Source organism: Pandoraea eparura (assembly GCF_902459725.1).
Taxonomy (GTDB): Bacteria; Pseudomonadota; Gammaproteobacteria; order Burkholderiales; family Burkholderiaceae; genus Pandoraea; species Pandoraea eparura.
This window is the reverse complement of the sequence record NZ_CABPSH010000004.1, coordinates 217053-233226: the sequence shown is the minus strand read 5'-3', so window position 1 is coordinate 233226 and position 16174 is coordinate 217053. Positions and strand designations below refer to the sequence as shown.

Annotated in this window: 13 protein-coding genes; 3 read left to right on the top strand and 10 right to left on the bottom strand. The window is 64.1% G+C overall.

All coding sequences use genetic code 11. From position 1 onward, the window contains the following. Positions 1 to 10: 10 nt before the first annotated feature. The 9 genes from PEP31012_RS11715 to PEP31012_RS11675 form a co-directional block, all read right to left on the bottom strand. The gene (locus PEP31012_RS11715) at positions 11 to 463 is read right to left on the bottom strand and encodes a CopD family protein (protein WP_150589512.1); all 453 of its coding nucleotides are present in this window, start codon (positions 461 to 463) and stop codon (positions 11 to 13) included. A 12-nt stretch (positions 464 to 475) separates the two neighbouring features. Beyond that, positions 476 to 2812 (bottom strand): DNA topoisomerase IV subunit A, encoded by a 2337-nt coding sequence (gene parC / locus PEP31012_RS11710; RefSeq protein ID WP_150589511.1) that lies wholly within the window; start codon positions 2810 to 2812, stop codon positions 476 to 478. Between the two features lie 237 nt (positions 2813 to 3049). Next, the gene (locus tag PEP31012_RS11705; RefSeq protein ID WP_246171256.1) at positions 3050 to 3901 is read right to left on the bottom strand and encodes a lytic transglycosylase domain-containing protein; all 852 of its coding nucleotides are present in this window, start codon (positions 3899 to 3901) and stop codon (positions 3050 to 3052) included. Between the two features lie 94 nt (positions 3902 to 3995). Next, positions 3996 to 4412: a DUF4399 domain-containing protein gene (locus tag PEP31012_RS11700; RefSeq protein ID WP_425494950.1), complete on the bottom strand. Its 417-nt coding sequence runs from the start codon at positions 4410 to 4412 to the stop codon at positions 3996 to 3998. Positions 4413 to 4521: 109 nt separating this feature from the next. After that, complete coding sequence (locus PEP31012_RS11695; protein ID WP_150589509.1) at positions 4522 to 6501, bottom strand: DNA topoisomerase IV subunit B; 1980 nt, start codon at positions 6499 to 6501, stop codon at positions 4522 to 4524. Positions 6502 to 6815: 314 nt separating this feature from the next. Continuing rightward, positions 6816 to 8747, bottom strand: a complete 1932-nt coding sequence (locus PEP31012_RS11690) for an ATP-binding cassette domain-containing protein (protein ID WP_150589508.1) — start codon at positions 8745 to 8747, stop codon at positions 6816 to 6818. Between the two features lie 107 nt (positions 8748 to 8854). Next, complete coding sequence (locus PEP31012_RS11685; RefSeq protein ID WP_150589507.1) at positions 8855 to 9322, bottom strand: GNAT family N-acetyltransferase; 468 nt, start codon at positions 9320 to 9322, stop codon at positions 8855 to 8857. A 140-nt stretch (positions 9323 to 9462) separates the two neighbouring features. Continuing rightward, complete coding sequence (locus PEP31012_RS11680; protein WP_150589506.1) at positions 9463 to 9696, bottom strand: hypothetical protein; 234 nt, start codon at positions 9694 to 9696, stop codon at positions 9463 to 9465. Between the two features lie 554 nt (positions 9697 to 10250). Beyond that, the gene (locus PEP31012_RS11675) at positions 10251 to 10766 is read right to left on the bottom strand and encodes a hypothetical protein (protein WP_150589505.1); all 516 of its coding nucleotides are present in this window, start codon (positions 10764 to 10766) and stop codon (positions 10251 to 10253) included. 148 nt (positions 10767 to 10914) lie between these two features. Between PEP31012_RS11675 and PEP31012_RS11670 the strand changes: the two genes are divergently transcribed. From PEP31012_RS11670 to PEP31012_RS11660, 3 genes are all read left to right on the top strand, one after another. After that, the gene (locus PEP31012_RS11670; protein WP_150589504.1) at positions 10915 to 11112 is read left to right on the top strand and encodes a hypothetical protein; all 198 of its coding nucleotides are present in this window, start codon (positions 10915 to 10917) and stop codon (positions 11110 to 11112) included. Positions 11113 to 11228: 116 nt separating this feature from the next. Further along, entirely contained in the window at positions 11229 to 12947 is a 1719-nt protein-coding gene (locus PEP31012_RS11665; protein WP_150589503.1) for a glutamine--tRNA ligase/YqeY domain fusion protein, read from the top strand. A gap of 497 nt (positions 12948 to 13444) precedes the next feature. Continuing rightward, positions 13445 to 14302 carry an urea transporter gene (locus tag PEP31012_RS11660; RefSeq protein WP_174978207.1) on the top strand — a complete coding sequence of 286 codons (858 nt, stop codon included), beginning with the start codon at positions 13445 to 13447 and terminating at the stop codon, positions 14300 to 14302. 295 nt (positions 14303 to 14597) lie between these two features. Here PEP31012_RS11660 and PEP31012_RS11655 read toward each other — a convergent pair whose 3' ends face one another. Then, positions 14598 to 16094: a cryptochrome/photolyase family protein gene (locus PEP31012_RS11655; RefSeq protein WP_150589501.1), complete on the bottom strand. Its 1497-nt coding sequence runs from the start codon at positions 16092 to 16094 to the stop codon at positions 14598 to 14600. Positions 16095 to 16174 lie beyond the last annotated feature (80 nt).

Here is a 16174-nt window from a genome sequence, read left to right as displayed (position 1 = left end):
TCCCCTACCGTCAGCCGCGCAGTGACGCCGCCAGCCCGATGACGACAACGCCCAGTATGAGATTCAGAATCACGAGCCGCCGGATCCCATTGACGGCGGCAGCGCCGTCCGGCCACGACTGCGCCTGCACCGCGCGTTGCAGACGCGGAAACAGCGCAAAGCGAATGTGACCGAAGACCAGCATCATGACGACGCCGATGCCGGCCATCGCATGCACAGGCCAACGGGCGTGTGCACCGCCCATGGCAAGCATCATTTGACCGCCAGACAGCAGGATCAGCACGATGGCCACGCCCACCCAGGTGAAAAAGCGCGAGAGCGCCGCTTCCCATAACGGCAGGCGTTGCTGCGGCGAGAGTTCGGAGGATGCCGGCCGCAGACAGGCCAGCGCAAAGAACATCCCCCCGATCCAGACCGCCACGCTCACCAGATGCAGGAACAAGCTCAAGGCATAAACATTCATGCGTGACTCCCGTCAGGATGCCGAAGGGGCGGCCGGCAACACCGGCTCGAGCGAACGCGGCTTGAACGTCGCGAACTTGACTGCCGGCGCGCGTCCCTTGCGGGCGCGCTTGCCGATGTTCGGGGCGAGCGAGGCACCCGAGAGCGTCTCGGCCTGAAGCTTGCCGCCACGCACTTCGCCATACACGGTAACGCCCGCTTCGCCGATCGGCACGACCGACACCAACGTCTGCTTGTCGTCGAGGCCAATCAACGTGACGCCGCGTCCACCGCCCGAGAGCGACTTCATCTCGTCCATGCCGAACACGAGCAGACGCCCGTCGCTCGACAGACACGCCACCGCGCTGGCGCCCTGCCAGATCGGCGTGGGGGCCAGCGGCTCGGCCCCCTCGTCGATGGTCATGAACGACTTGCCGGCCTTCACCCGGCTGACCATATCGCCCAGCTTCGTCGTGAAACCGAAGCCCGTCGATGTTGCCAGCAGCAGCGGTTGCTCGCCCGACGCCGCGTAGTAATGCAGCAGGCGCGAGCCCGATTCCAGTTCGATCAACGACGTGAGCGGCACGCCATCACCTCGCCCGCCCGGCAGTAGCGCCACGGCCACCGAATAGACGCGGCCATTGCTGCCCCAGGCGATCAGCGGATCGATGGTGCGACATTCGAACGCGCCGTACAACGCGTCGCCCTGTTTGAACGAGAAGCCTTGCGCGTCCAGGCCGTGGCCCTTGAGCGCGCGCACCCACCCCTTGGCGGACACCACGACCGTCACCGGTTCGTCGACCACGCGCGCTTCGGCGACCGCACGCTTCTCTTCCTGAATCAGCGTGCGGCGATCGTCACCGAACTGCTTCGCGTCGGCTTCGATTTCCTTGATGATCAAACGCTTCATCGCGCTGTCGTTGGCGAGCAGCTCTTCGAGCTTCGCCTTTTCGTCGCGCAACGACACCAGTTCCTGTTCGATCTTGATCGCTTCCAGACGCGCCAACTGACGCAGACGAATTTCCAGAATGTCTTCCGCCTGCCGCTCGCTCAACCCGAACGCGCTCATCAGCGCGGCCTTCGGCTCGTCAGCCTCGCGAATGATGCGGATGACTTCGTCGATATTCAGGAAGACGATCATCCGGCCTTCGAGAATGTGAATCCGGTCGTCGACCTTGCCCAGACGATGGCGCGAGCGGCGCGTCACCGTCTCGAAGCGGAAGCCGATCCACTCGGTGACAATGTCGCGCAGCGACTTCTGCGCCGGACGGCCGTCGGCGCCGACCATCACGAGATTGACCGACGCGCTCGACTCCAGGCTCGTGTGCGCGAGCAGCATCGTGATGAATTCCTGCTGGTCGATGCGACTCGACTTCGGCTCGAATACCAGGCGCACCGGGGCGTCCTTGCCCGATTCGTCGCGAACCGCGTCGAGCATGCCGAGCATCGACTGCTTAAGGGTCTGCTGCTCGGGGGTGAGCGTTTTCTTGCCGAGTTTGACCTTCGGATTGGTGATTTCCTCGATTTCCTCGAGCACCTTCTGGCCCGACGTGTTCGGCGGCAGCTCATACACCACGGCCTGCCACTGGCCGCGCGCCATCTCTTCGATCTTCCAGCGAGCCCGCACCTTGAGGCTGCCGCGACCGCTTTCGTAGGCCGCGCGGATTTCCGCCGCACTCGAAATCAACTGGCCGCCGCCGGGGAAGTCCGGGCCCTGCACGTGCGTCATCAATTCGGCGTCGTCGAGCTTCGGGTTGCGAATCAGGGCCACCGCCGCCGACGCGACTTCGCGCAGATTGTGCGACGGAATTTCCGTCGCCAGGCCCACCGCAATCCCCGAGGCGCCGTTGAGCAGCACGAACGGCAGACGCGCCGGCAACAGCCGCGGCTCCTGCGTCGAGCCGTCGTAGTTCGCCACGAAGTCCACGGTGCCCGCATCGATCTCGTCGAGCAACAGCTTCGCAATCGGCGTCAGGCGCGCTTCGGTGTAACGCATGGCCGCCGCGCCGTCGCCGTCGCGCGAGCCAAAGTTGCCCTGGCCGTCGATGAGCGGATAGCGCATGGAGAAGTCCTGCGCCAGACGCACCAGCGCGTCATACGCCGACTGGTCGCCATGCGGGTGAAACTTGCCGAGCACATCGCCGACCACCCGCGCCGACTTCACCGGCTTGGCGTCGGCCGCGAGGCCCATTTCGTTCATCGCGAACAGAATCCGGCGCTGCACCGGCTTCTGGCCGTCGCACACATCCGGCAGTGCACGGCCTTTGACCACACTGATCGCGTAGTCCAGATAAGCACGCTCGGCATACGCGCCGAGCGTCAGCGTGTCGTCATCCGACGGTTGCGTAAAGAGATCTTCTACTTGTTCCATAAAACCTGTGGGTTTGCTGCGAACGTTTGACGAGAGTTCGGGGTGACGTTGACCGCGAGATCATACCAAGCTCGTCGGCACATTTCGGCAAAAACACGTCCGATTGGCAAAGCGGGACGTGTTTTCGGATCAGAGGCGGCCGGAATCGGCACGATTGTGCCTGCGTTTCGGAGGATTCCGAGCGTCAATTCGGGGGAGTCGGCATGCGGCAGCGCCGCCGGCAACGCCGGCGGCGCCTCAATCAATCGTTGGCGAGGAAGACAGTGCCCCTTGCGTCGATTCACGGACCGACGCATTCGGCAACGTCGCAGGCACGACGGGCAAGCCAGACGGCGCACCCAGAATGACGTGGATGCGACCATCGCGCGAGCCGCCCACGCGAGCACCGCCGGTTCGCCCCACGTGAGCGCTGCCGCCACTCGACCCGCTCACGCGTATCGCCCCGCCGCCCTGTCCGAGGACGGGGGCCTCGGGATCGAAGCGTCGATACAGTTCCAGCACGGTCGCCACGTAGTCGCGCGTCTCGGCATACGGCGGGATCTGGTTGTCGTGACGCGCCACGGCCCCCTCACCCGCGTTGTACGACGCGAGCACCAGTTCGAGACGATCGGGATAACGCGCTTGCAGATCACGCAGATAGCGGGCTCCAGTCAGCACGTTGGTCCGCGGATCGGTGAGCTTGTCGGCCACCGTGCGCCGTGCGTCGGCACGCACGCCGTAGCGCTCACCGGTCGCCGGGAGCACCTGCATCAAGCCGACGGCACCCTTGGGTGACACGGCCGCGCTATCGAATCCCGACTCCGCGGCGATGACCGCCTTGAGCAACGCCACGTCGACGTGATAACGCTGCGCGGCCTGCGCAATCACGGGCGCCAGCTTTTTCAAATTGGGATGACGGGCAAGGGCATCGTAAAGTCGCGAGCGATCCGCCCCACTGACCGTATCGCCCTGCGGCGCGCGCAGGTCGACATTGCCGCCGGCCCCGACGACCTGGCGATAACGCGCATCGAGCTTGCGTGCCGCGAGGTGGGCGACGCCGTTCTCATCGACGTAGCCGTAGAGTTCGGCGTGAGCGAATGGCGTCGCCACGAGTAGCGCGGCGGCGAGCCAGGCCCTGGCGAAACGTCGCGGCGCGTACTGTCGGCAAACCGCTCGCACGCGGCTTGCCGTAAAAACGTTAGGATTACCGACCTTTGACATGCACCTTGATGGTCTGGCTCATGGCCGGACCGTACGATTGGTGAGCACCGTTGGCGAACTGCAACGTCAACGTGTGATCGCCGGGCGTCAGATTGACGCTCGTCTCGGTCTGGCCTTTGCCAAAATGCAGGTGCGTGTCGTCCGTGGGAACGACCTGACCTGCGGGAACGGGATCGCCGTCGATGATGAGATGGTGATGACCAGTGTTGGACGTCATGTCGCCCGCCGGTTTGATCGCCATGCCCTCGACGCCGAACTTGACCACCACCGGGTTCGACACGGTTGCGCCATCGGCAGGCGCCACAAAGAAGACACGAGGCGCCGTCGACTGGGCCAACGCGGTGACGCTGGCGCCCGCCAGCAGCAACGGCACGAAAATGTAACGCACAGAACGCAACATAACGCGACTCCCGGTAGGGTGAAGGCTGGATTATCCCACGATGTGAGCGCTCACGCTGATCTGCCCCTGCGCGACGCACCCGCCATCCCCCCGATGCCCGGCCATTCGCTCAGATGTCGGCTTCCACTTCGTTGCCCTTGGCCTCGAGCCAGCTGCGACGCTGCGCCGCCTCGCCCTTGCCCATGAGCATGTTCATGCGCGCCACCGTCGCCTCGAAATCGAGTCCGCCGAGCGCCACGGGGCTCAACCGCCGCGTGTCCGGATTCATGGTGGTTTCCCACAACTGCGCGGCGCTCATTTCGCCCAGCCCCTTGAAGCGGCTGATCGACCATGCGGTCTCGCGCACGCCGTCCTTACGCAGCTTGTCGAGAATCGCTTCGAGTTCGCCCTCGTCAAGCGCGTACAGCTTCTGCGCGGGCTTCTTGCCGCGGGCCGGTGCGTCCACGCGATACAGCGGCGGCCGGGCCACGTACACGTGCCCCTTCGCGATCAATTGCGGGAAATGGCGGAAGAAGAGCGTGAGCAGCAGCACCTGGATATGCGAGCCGTCGACGTCGGCATCCGAGAGGATGCAGATCTTGCCGTAGCGCAGATTCGACAGATCGGGCGTGTCGTTCGCGCCATGCGGATCGACACCGATGGCCACGGCGATATCATGCACTTCGTTGTTCGCGAAGAGTCGGTCGCGCTCGGTCTCCCAGGTATTCAGCACCTTGCCGCGCAACGGCAGAATGGCCTGAAACTCCTTGTCGCGCCCCATCTTCGCCGAGCCGCCCGCCGAGTCGCCTTCGACGAGGAACAGTTCGTTGCGCGTGATGTCTTCGGTCTCGCAGTCGGTCAGCTTGCCCGGCAGCACGGCCACACCGGAACTCTTCTTCTTCTCGATCTTCTGGCCAGCACGCGTGCGCGCCTGCGCCTGACGAATCACCAGCTCGGCCAGCTTCTTGCCATGCTCGACATGATGGTTGAGCCACAGCTCGAGCGCCGGACGCGTGAACGACGACACCAGACGCACCGCATCTCGGCTGTTCAGGCGCTCCTTGATCTGTCCCTGGAACTGCGGATCGAGCACCTTGGCGGACAATACGAACGACACGCGCGAGAAGACATCTTCCGGCAGCAGCTTTACGCCCTTGGGCTGCAGATTGTGCAGCTCGATGAAGCCACGCACGGCCTGGAACAGCCCTTCGCGCAGCCCCGATTCATGGGTGCCGCCCGCCGGCGTCGGGATCAGGTTGACGTACGACTCGCGCAGCGGCGCGCCGTCTTCGGTCCATGCCACGACCCAGGCCGCGCCTTCGCCTTCGGCGAAGCTGTCCTCGTTGCCATCGGCAAAGCGCTCATCTTCGAACAGCGGAATCAGCGGCTCGGCGCCACCCAGCGATTCGACCAGATAGCCACGCAAGCCATGCTCGTAGCACCACGTCTGCTCGTCGCCAGTCTTCTCCTGGCGCAACGTGACGCGCACGCCCGGCAGCAACACCGCCTTCGAGCGCAGCAACCGTTGCAGCTCGCCCAGCGGCAGCGCGGGACTGTCGAAATACTTCAGGTCCGGCCAGACGGTAACGCGCGTGCCGCTCTTCTTTTCGCCGCGTTGTGCCGCGCGCGAGTGCAAGGCCACGTCGACATTACCGCCATCGGCGAACTCCAGCTCGGAGACCTGACCGTCGCGCCAGACCGTGACCGCCAGCCGCGTCGCCAGGGCATTCGTCACCGACACACCTACCCCGTGCAAGCCCCCCGAGAACGTGTAGGCGCCACCGGCGGCCTTGTCGAACTTGCCCCCCGCGTGCAGGCGGGTGAAGACGATCTCGACGACCGGCACGCCCTCTTCCGGGTGGATGCCCACGGGAATGCCCCGACCGTCGTCCTCGACGCTGACCGAACCATCCTTGTTCAACGTGACGAGGATCTGCTTGCCGTAACCGCCAAGCGCTTCGTCCGACGCGTTGTCGATGACTTCCTGAATGATGTGCAGCGGATTTTCGGTGCGGGTGTACATGCCCGGGCGCTGCTTGACCGGCTCAAGGCCCTTCAGGACCTTGATGGACGCTTCGCTGTACTGGGCAGGCGTATTTTTTTTCGACATAGCGTGACTGAATTGGGGGTACGACGTCCGGCGATTATCCACAAATCCTGTGGACAACCACGGGGAAAACCCATGAACACATGACAAAAATGACGACGGATCAACGACTTGCGTTGCGGCGCTCACATTATGGGCACGCTGAGCAGGTTCGGCGTCCGACACCGGGCGTCCAGAGGCGAACCGTGCCCGAGGCATCGCGGCCTATTGTACTGTCACTCGCCATGCGATCGGGTGACAACGCCAACGGGCCCATGCCACGTGGCCGGACATCCAGCCGCCCGGCGCTTGCGCGCCGAATGCCGACGCGCCAACGCTTATGCGCCCTCGCCGCGCTGCTTGGCTTCGAGCACTTCCCAGCGTTCGAGCGCTTCGAGCAACTCCAGTTCAATCGCTTCAAAACGTTCGGACAATGCCGCCCCGGCGGCCGGATCTTTCGCAAAGATCGAGCCGTCTTCGAGCTTGGCACCTGCGTCCTTTTGCTCGGCTTCCAACGCCGCGATGCGCGCCGGCAGACCGTCGAGTTCGCGCTGCTCCTTGTAGCTCAATTTGACGGTGCGATTCGCGCCGCGCTTCGGCGCGCTCGCGGTTTCCTTCGCGGCTGCCTCGACGGGGGCGCGTTGCGCGGCGAGCGCGGCAGACCGATCGCTCTGCACCTGCCAATCGGTAAATCCGCCGACGTATTCACGCCAATTGCCGTCGCCTTCGGCCGCGATGACCGAGGTCACGACGTTATCGAGGAACGTGCGATCGTGGCTCACGAGGAACACCGTGCCGCGGTAATCCTCGAGCAACTCTTCGAGCAGTTCCAGGGTCGGGATGTCCAGATCGTTGGTCGGCTCGTCGAGCACCAGTACGTTGGCCGGACGCGCGAACAGTCGCGCGAGCAGCAGTCGATTGCGCTCGCCGCCCGAGAGCGACTTCACCGGCGAGCGCGCACGCTCCGGCGAGAACAGGAAGTCGCCGAGATAGCTCATGACGTGCTTGCGCGCGCCATTGATCTCGATCCAGTCGCTGCCCGGGCTGATCGTATCGAGCAAACTCTTCTCGGGATCGAGTTGCGCCCGCATCTGGTCGAAGTACGCCACCTGCAGATTGGTCCCGACGCGAATCTGTCCGCTGTCCGGCGCGATCTGGCCGAGGATGAGCTTGAGCATCGTCGTCTTGCCGACGCCATTCGGGCCGACCAGGCCGACCTTGTCGCCGCGCATGAGCGTTGCCGTGAAGTCGCGCACGATGACACGGTCGCCGTACGCCTTCGTGACGTGGGTCAGTTCCGCCACGATCTTGCCGGACTTTTCCGTCTGCGCCACGTCCATGCGCACGTTGCCCTGAATCTCACGACGCTCGGCGCGCTCGCTGCGCATCGTCTTCAGGCGTTCGATTCGCGACACGCTGCGCGTGCGTCGTGCTTCGACGCCCTTGCGAATCCAGACTTCTTCCTGTGCGAGCAGCTTGTCGAACTTCTCGTTCTCCACGCGCTCGACCTCGAGCTGCGCGGCCTTGCGTTCCTGATACTGCGTGAAGTTGCCCGGATACGAGAGCAGACGTCCGCGATCGAGTTCGACGATGCGCGTGGCCACACGATCCAGGAAGCTACGGTCGTGGGTGATGAACAGCAGCGCGCCGCGAAAGCCGATGAGCAAGTCTTCCAACCAGCGAATCGCGTCGAAATCGAGGTGATTGGTCGGCTCGTCGAGCAGCAGCACGTCGGGCTTGGCCACCCAGGCCTGCCCGAGCGAGACGCGTTTTTGCATCCCGCCGGAGAGCGACCCGACGCGCGCGTGCCCGTCGAGACCGAGCTGGGCGATGGTCGTCTCCACGCGCGTCTTGACTTGCCATGCGTCGGCGGCGTCGAGCGACGACTGCAACGTGTTCAGACGCGCGAGCAGCGCATCGTGCTGCGCGCCGTCGGGCGCGTCGGCGAGCGCCTGCGCGGTGCGATCGTAGTCGGAGAGCAGCACGTGCAACTCGCCCAGACCGAGAGCCACCGCATCGAACACCGTCTGATCGGGGTCGAACTCGGGTTCCTGCGGCACATAGACGGTATTGAGCGCGGCCTGCCGGGCCACAAGACCGTCGTCGGGTGTCGTCAGCCCCGCCACGATCTTGAGCAGCGACGACTTGCCGGCGCCGTTGCGGCCGATAAGCCCAACGCGCTCACCGGCTTCGAGCGAAAAATCGGCATTGTCGAGCAATGCCACGTGACCGAACGCCAATTGGGCGCCCGAAATGGAATACAAGGCCATGTGTCGGGGAAACGCGAGAACTGCGAAGGGGATAGAAGGGAGATATTGTAGTGCCGGGCGCGAACGCCCGGCCGATATTGCACGGCGATGCCCGGTCGATGGCTCGGTTACCGCACCGCCGGCGGGCGCAGCATTTCAATATGCTGGATGCCGTCTTCATCATACGGCTCACTGGCCTTGACGAAACCGAACGCGCCATAAAACGCTTCGAGATGGGCCTGGGCACCGATGCGCAGCGCCGACGAAGGCCACGCGTCGTCGGCAATCGCGATGGCCCGCGTCAGCAATTCGCGCCCGAGCCCGGTGCCACGATGCGACGCCGCCGTGATCACGCGCCCGATCGACGCTTCGTCGTACGCAAGTCCTGGCGGCAACAACCGCAAATACGCGGCGATCTGCGGGACATCCGACGCGTCATGCATTTGCGCGACGAGATGCAGGCAGTGGGGGTCGCGTCCGTCGATGTCCTGATACGGGCATTGCTGCTCGACCACGAACACGGCGTTCCGCGCGGCCAGAATACGGTAAAGCAGCGGGCTGCCCAGCGCATCGAACGACTTGCACATCCACTCCATTCCCGACACTCCCGCCTTGCGATGCGAAAGGCGGGACTATAGCACCGTCGCATCACAACGATGCCGGTGTCGCGCACAGGCGGTGAATGGGGAGGTGAAACGGGAGCGGCGACGCAGGAGAACCGGGCGGGAAGACCGACTTACTGAAAGTAGACGATGCCCTGCTCGATGTCGGCCCGGGCATTACGCTCGGCGTCGTCGAGGGCGTTGCCTTGCGTCGCAAAGCCGTAGGCGGTCTGCACCTGATAGGCACCGACTTTTTCGAACCCTTGGTGGGTCGGGCGATGAATCTCGTAGAACGCGTCCCAACGGGCGTTGTCGCGCTCGACGGCACGCACGCTGTACTGAAATTCTTGAAATTGTGTTGTTTTCATTCTTTATCCTTCTTACTGCAAAAAATATGACGAATAACGATTCCTCTCGACTCGGCTTACGGTGATGAGAGTGCAAATCTGCACAAATGTTTCCGTGAAGTGCACGCAGCCTATCTGCGAAATGTGACAGACACGCGACACTGGCATGACTGACATACGACAGACGGTGCGGGCGAACGCGTCACGCGGCGCAAGGCCACGTGCGTACCGGCATAGCGCAACGCAAGGCGCAATGCGGGCGTTCTGTACGACTTCCGGTTTCGGGGAACGATGCGCTGCCGCCCTGTCAAGGGCGACGGCAAGAACGTCTGGCGCGGGAATTCACGCCGAGCGCTCAGCGTGACATGCGGTAGCACAGTCGTGCGGCACATTTGTAGTGATAATCGTGCCACACGCCGGCCCTCGCGGGATGGGCGTATGCCCTGCTCCGCCGTTCATGCCACGTGCGACTGCTATCCGCTCAAATCGAAATTGACGAAAAAAACGGTGCAGATGGCGAATGATAACAGAAAATTGCTGTCTCGACACCAAAGCAGGCCGAGACCAAAGTCAGGTCAAGACGTGGACGAACGGTCGTCAATTTGGGCAAGCACCCAATACATATAGCCCGCGAACGCGCCGAAGATCATGTGCCCCGCCACCATCGTCCCCCCACGCGAGGCGACGAACCACGGGAACCACTGCGTCATCACGTAGAAATTGACGGCATACACGGCCAGTCCGAAGACCGCCCCTGCCACCGACACCGTCACCACATCCGAGTCCAGCCGGAAGGGGGCGACGATGGCGCCGAGCACCACGCCCAGCACGACACCGATGACCGCGTGGACAATCAGCGCCATGGCGACGATGGACAGGTCGAACGTTGCCGGCGGCGTCAGGATGCCCGGGCCCAGCGCGATGGCCGCCACCATGCGAGGCGGTACCCACGGACTCTGACCGGTGACCAGCAACACCATCAGCATTTCCACCGCAGAGAAGAAAGCGCAGGCGACAAAGCCGGCGACGGCGGCGGCTGCCCAGTCGGGCGAGCGGTGCGTGAAGCGATGCGAGTGGAGGTGCAGTTCCATGATGTCCTCCCTTGAGGGTTGCTCACAGAGCCGCCGACGGGGCCGGCAGTGCTTTCAGGATAGAACAATCCGGGCGCAGCGACGGCAGATCAGCGCTATATACTTGGCGGCACGCCCCGCCGCCGGCGGGACTATCGGGAGATATCGTATGTCCAGTCTCATTGGCTTGCTCGTCGCTATCGTGCTCGTTGGGGTTCCCGTCTGGCGCATTCTGACCCGGCTTGGCCTGTCGCCCTGGTTCACGGTGCTGGCCTTCATCCCGGTCGTCAATATCATCTCTCTCTGGCTGTTGTCCTACGCCAATTGGCCGGGGCAGCAGACCTCGGCCCCGGTCTCCAACGGGTAAACGGCAACGATGGCGCGGCGGCGTCGCGTGCCGTGGTCGACGTGGCGCGTCGACGCCTGCCCGTGGTGCAGTGCGGTACGGTAGAATATTCGCCAAACTCCGAACACTGGACTGGCATGAGCACAGAGCTGAACGCGGCATCCAATTTCATCCGCAACATCATTGACGAAGACAATCGCTCGGGCAAATGGGGCCAGCGCGTCGAAACGCGCTTCCCGCCGGAGCCGAACGGTTATCTGCACATCGGGCACGCCAAGGCCATCTGCCTGAACTTCGGCGTGGCGCGCGACTACGATGGCGTGTGTCATCTGCGTTTTGACGACACCAACCCCGAGAAGGAAGAGACCGAATACGTCGACTCGATCATCGACATGGTCAAGTGGCTCGGCTTCAGCTACCAGACGCCGCAAAAGGAACACCTGTATTTTGCGAGCGACTATTTCGAGCAGTTGTATCAGGGCGCCGAGATTCTGATCCAGCGCGGCAAGGCTTACGTTGACAGCCAAAGCGCCGATGACATGCGCGCCAACCGCGGCACGCTCACCGAGCCGGGCAAGGATTCGCCGTTCCGCAACCGCTCGGTCGAGGACAACCTCGATCTGTTCCGTCGCATGCGCGCGGGCGAGTTTGCCGACGGCACGCACGTGCTGCGCGCCAAGATCGACATGGCCTCGCCGAACATCAACCTGCGTGACCCGGCCATCTACCGGATCCGTCATGCGCATCACCACCGTACCGGCGACGCGTGGTGCCTCTACCCGATGTACACCTATGCGCATCCGCTGGAGGATGCCATCGAGAACATCACGCACAGCTTGTGCACGCTGGAGTTCGAAGATCAGCGTCCGTTTTACGACTGGGTGCTCGGCGAGTTGGCCGACGCGGGCATGTTCAAGCGTCCGATGCCGCAGCAGATCGAATTTGCCCGCCTGCAACTGACGTACGCGATCACGAGCAAGCGCAAGCTGCGTCAACTGGTCGATGAAAAGCACGTCGACGGGTGGGACGACCCGCGCATGCCGACGCTCGTCGGCCTGCGCCGTCGCGGCTTCTCGCCGGAGAGCTTGCAGTTGTTCTGCGAGCGTATCGGCGTGGCCAAGTCGGCATCGTGGATCGACATGAGCATTCTCGAGCAGGCCCTGCGCGACGACCTCGACCCGAAGGCGCCGCGTGCGACGGCGGTGCTCGATCCGCTCAAGCTGATCATCGACAATTATCCGGTAGGCCAGCAGGAAGACTGCCAGGCCCCGGTGCATCCGCACGCGCCGGAGCGCGGCATGCGCACGTTCCCGATCTCGCGCGAGCTGTGGATCGAGCGCGAAGACTTCCAGGCCGAGCCGGTCAAGGGCTTCTTCCGCCTGTTCCCGGGCAACAAGGTGCGACTGCGCTACGGTTATGTGGTCGAGTGCACCGACTTCGATACCGATGCCGACGGCAACGTCACTGCCGTGCATTGCCAGTATTTCGAAGACAGCCGATCGGGTACGCCGGGCGCGGACAACTACAAGGTCAAGGGCAATATCCACTGGGTGAGTGCGCCGCACGCGCTCGCGGCCGAGGTGCGCATCTACGACCGCCTGTTCCTCGATCCGCATCCGGACGCGGGGGACAAGAATTTCCTCGACGCCATCAATCCGAACGCCAAGCGCGTCACGCAAGCCTATGTCGAACCGGGCCTGATGAGCGTTGCGCCGGAAGATCGCGTGCAGTTCGAGCGCCACGGCTACTTCGTGGCCGACCGTCAGGACTCGGCGCCGGGCAAGCCGGTGTTCAACCGCATCGTCTCGCTCAAGGACAGTTGGGCGGTCAAGCCGGCCAAGGGCGGCGGCAAGTAGCTTGCCTTGCGGCCATCCTCCGCGTAACTCAGAACCCGCGCCCTCGTGCGCGGGTTTTGCTTTTTGACGCGACAGGCACGCGCCGCCTCAACCGATCTGCCGACGCTGCAACCTCGCCACACCCGCGCTATATCCTCGCCATATCGTGGCCATCCACTCGCCATACTCGCGCCATCCTCTCGCCGTAACCCTCACCACAGCCTCGCCACAGCCTCGCCACACCCACGCTAGTCTCACGCCATACCCTCGTCATACGGTCGCTATACCGACTATAAGGCGCCGACGCGCCCGGCAATGCGAGTTCGGCGTAAGCTCGCGCCCATCGCTCTTCCGGCCGCGCCAACGCTGCGCGTCAGAGGCCGCGAGCCCCAGATTCGCTCGAGCCGCTACGATCCCCCATGTCAATCCCGCATCCCTTGCCTGCCTCAGCACAGCCTGCACCGCCGACTGCACCGACTGCACCGGCATCACCGGGTGCCGCTGCCGGGCACCATGGATTGATCGACGCACTCCCCGGCGTGGCGGCGAACTTCGCACAGATTTATTTCGTCCCGTCCGCGAGTGCCGGATTGCTGCTGTTCGCCGTTCTCGCCCTCGCCGACTTCCCTGCCGCAATCACCGGACTGGCTGCAAGCGTGGCCGCGTCCTGCTTCGCGAGTGCGCTGCGACTGCCGCACACGCTGCGCCGCAACGGGCTATTGGGATACAACGCGACGCTCACCGGCATTGCGTTTGGCGCGTTGTGGAAGCCTGACACCACCTACATCGCGTGGCTAGCGGTGTGCGTTTGCCTGACCGTGATCTCAACGGCAGCCCTCGCGCAGCGCTCACGTCCCGCGCTCACCGGCCCGTTTATCGGTGCGATGGCGCTCACCTGGGCGATGCAGCCGTGGCTGCATTGGTTGCCGCGCACCGGGGCACTCGCCTGCGACATGGGCACGCCGGGGTTCGTCTTCTGCTCGGTGGGGCAGGTCGTCTTCGTCGCGCCACTGGTGCTGGGCCTGCTGACCTGGTACATCCTGGCCCTTTGGAACCCGCGTGCCACGCTTTGGGCGCTGGCGGCGGACATCGCCGTCTGGTCCGCACTCGGCGCGCTAACGACGCTCTGGCCGACGACGCTCGCGCAGGCAGGCGGCGTCGGCATCAATGCGTTTCTTGCCGCCCTCGGTTTGGGGATGTTCGGACGCCGCCCGGCCGCGCGCTTCGCCGGCGCCCTTCTGGCCGGCGTCATCTGCATCGCCCTCGGCGCCGTGCTCGGCCCGCTCGGCTGGCCGTACTTCACGCTGCCATTCAATCTGGCGGTCTGGATCGTGCTGGGGACGACGGCCCAACGCGGGCAACCGATTGCCGCATAAAAAAATGCCCGGAACGCTTCCGTTCCGGGCACTCGCTCGTCGCGAACCCCGTATTGCGGGACTGCCGTCTGCGCGGCCAATCATCCTCCCGCTTTTCTGTGTGGTTTTGGCTTGCCCCTGCTCGTTTCCGAGCCCTGTTGTCGTTATCGTTCGGTTTCCCCCTGCCGCCAGCGAACGCCCCTCCGTCGTTGCGATCCGCCAGGCAACCCGGCCCTCTCATGTGCCTTACCCCTATCAACGGCAAGCCACGGACAAAAGTTGACGGGGGTATACACCGATCGCTAACGATCCCTCGTCACTCCGCATCTGCCGCGTGGTCGCCCTTGTCTGAAGCGGCCGGCGTCTTCACGACCGCATACCGTGCCAGCGTCTCCTTGCGCGCCACGTCGTGCGCCACCCGCGGCGGCGGATAGTCGCGTCCCAGCGTCACCCCGGCGTCGCGCAGCGTCTGTGGATCGGCGCGCCAGGGGGCGTGCAGCGCCTTGTCGGGCAGATTGGCCAGCTCCGGTACGTACTTCCGAATGAAACGCCCTTGCGGATCGAACTTTTCCGACTGCGTCACCGGATTGAAGATGCGGAAGTACGGTTGGGCGTCGCATCCGGTGGACGCCGCCCACTGCCAGCCGCCATTGTTCGCTGCGAGGTCGAAGTCGTTGAGTGCGCGCGCGAAGTAGGCTTCCCCGCGCCGCCAATCGATGCCGAAGTCCTTGACCAGAAAGCTCGCCGTCACCATGCGCAAGCGGTTGTGCATATAGCCGGTCTGATGGATCTGGCGCATGGCGGCATCGACGAGTGGATACCCCGTGCGCCCCTCGCACCAGGCCTGAAAATCCGCATCGGCCGCGTTGCCGGTGGCCCATTCGATGGCGTCGTAGGCGGGTTTGAATGCGCTTGCGACAACACCCGGATGATGGTGCAGGATCATGAAATAAAACTCGCGCCAGATCAGCTCGCTCAGCCACGTTTGCGCGCCGCTCCCGGCGTCCCCGCCTCGCAACATTGCGGCGTGGGCCTCGCGCGCGAGCGTGCGTATCGAGATCGTGCCGAAACGCAGATGCACCGAGAGGTAGCTCGGTCCACGCACGGCAGGGTAATCGCGCCGCTCGTGGTAATGCGCCATGCGCGGCAGAAAATCGTCCAGCAACTGGCGGGCGCCGGACTCGCCCGTGGGGATCGCCATCCGGCGCGCGTCCGATACCTCGAAACCCATCGAGGCCAGTGACGGAAGCGCTTGCTTACCCTCCGGTGGCACAGCCAGATGCTGCCAATCGCTCTGGCGTCCATGGGGCGCCAGGTCTACCGGCCGTACCTGCTTCAACCACGCGCGCCGATAAGGAGTAAATACGCTGTAAGGCTCGCCCTGCGCGGTCAGAATCTCGCTGGCCTCGAAGATCACCTGATCCTTGACGACTTCAAACGCGATGCCGAGATCGTCGAGTGAGCGCGCCACCGAACGATCTCGCGCCACCGCGGCGGGCTCGTAGTCGCGCCCGGCAAAGACGGCCTGAACGCCAAGCGACTTCGCCAGCGCGGGGATCGCCTCGGTCGGATCGCCGTGACGCACGATGAGCACGCCCCCGGCATCGGCCAACGAGGTGGCCAGTTCGCGCACGCTGTCGTGGATGAACGCGACCCGACGATCGTCTCGCGGCAAGGCATCGAGAATTGTCGTGTCGAAGACAAACACCGCGTACACCTCGGCGCACGTGGCGAGTGCGTGCGCGAGGGTTGCATTGTCCGTGCAGCGTAGATCGCGCCGCAGCCAAACCAGCCCTTTCTGGAATTCGCTCATGTCAGTTTGGCGCAACACGTGCGCGCCATTGTAGGTTTCGCCCAATCCCGTACCATAGCGATATCGCGGACTTTATGCCA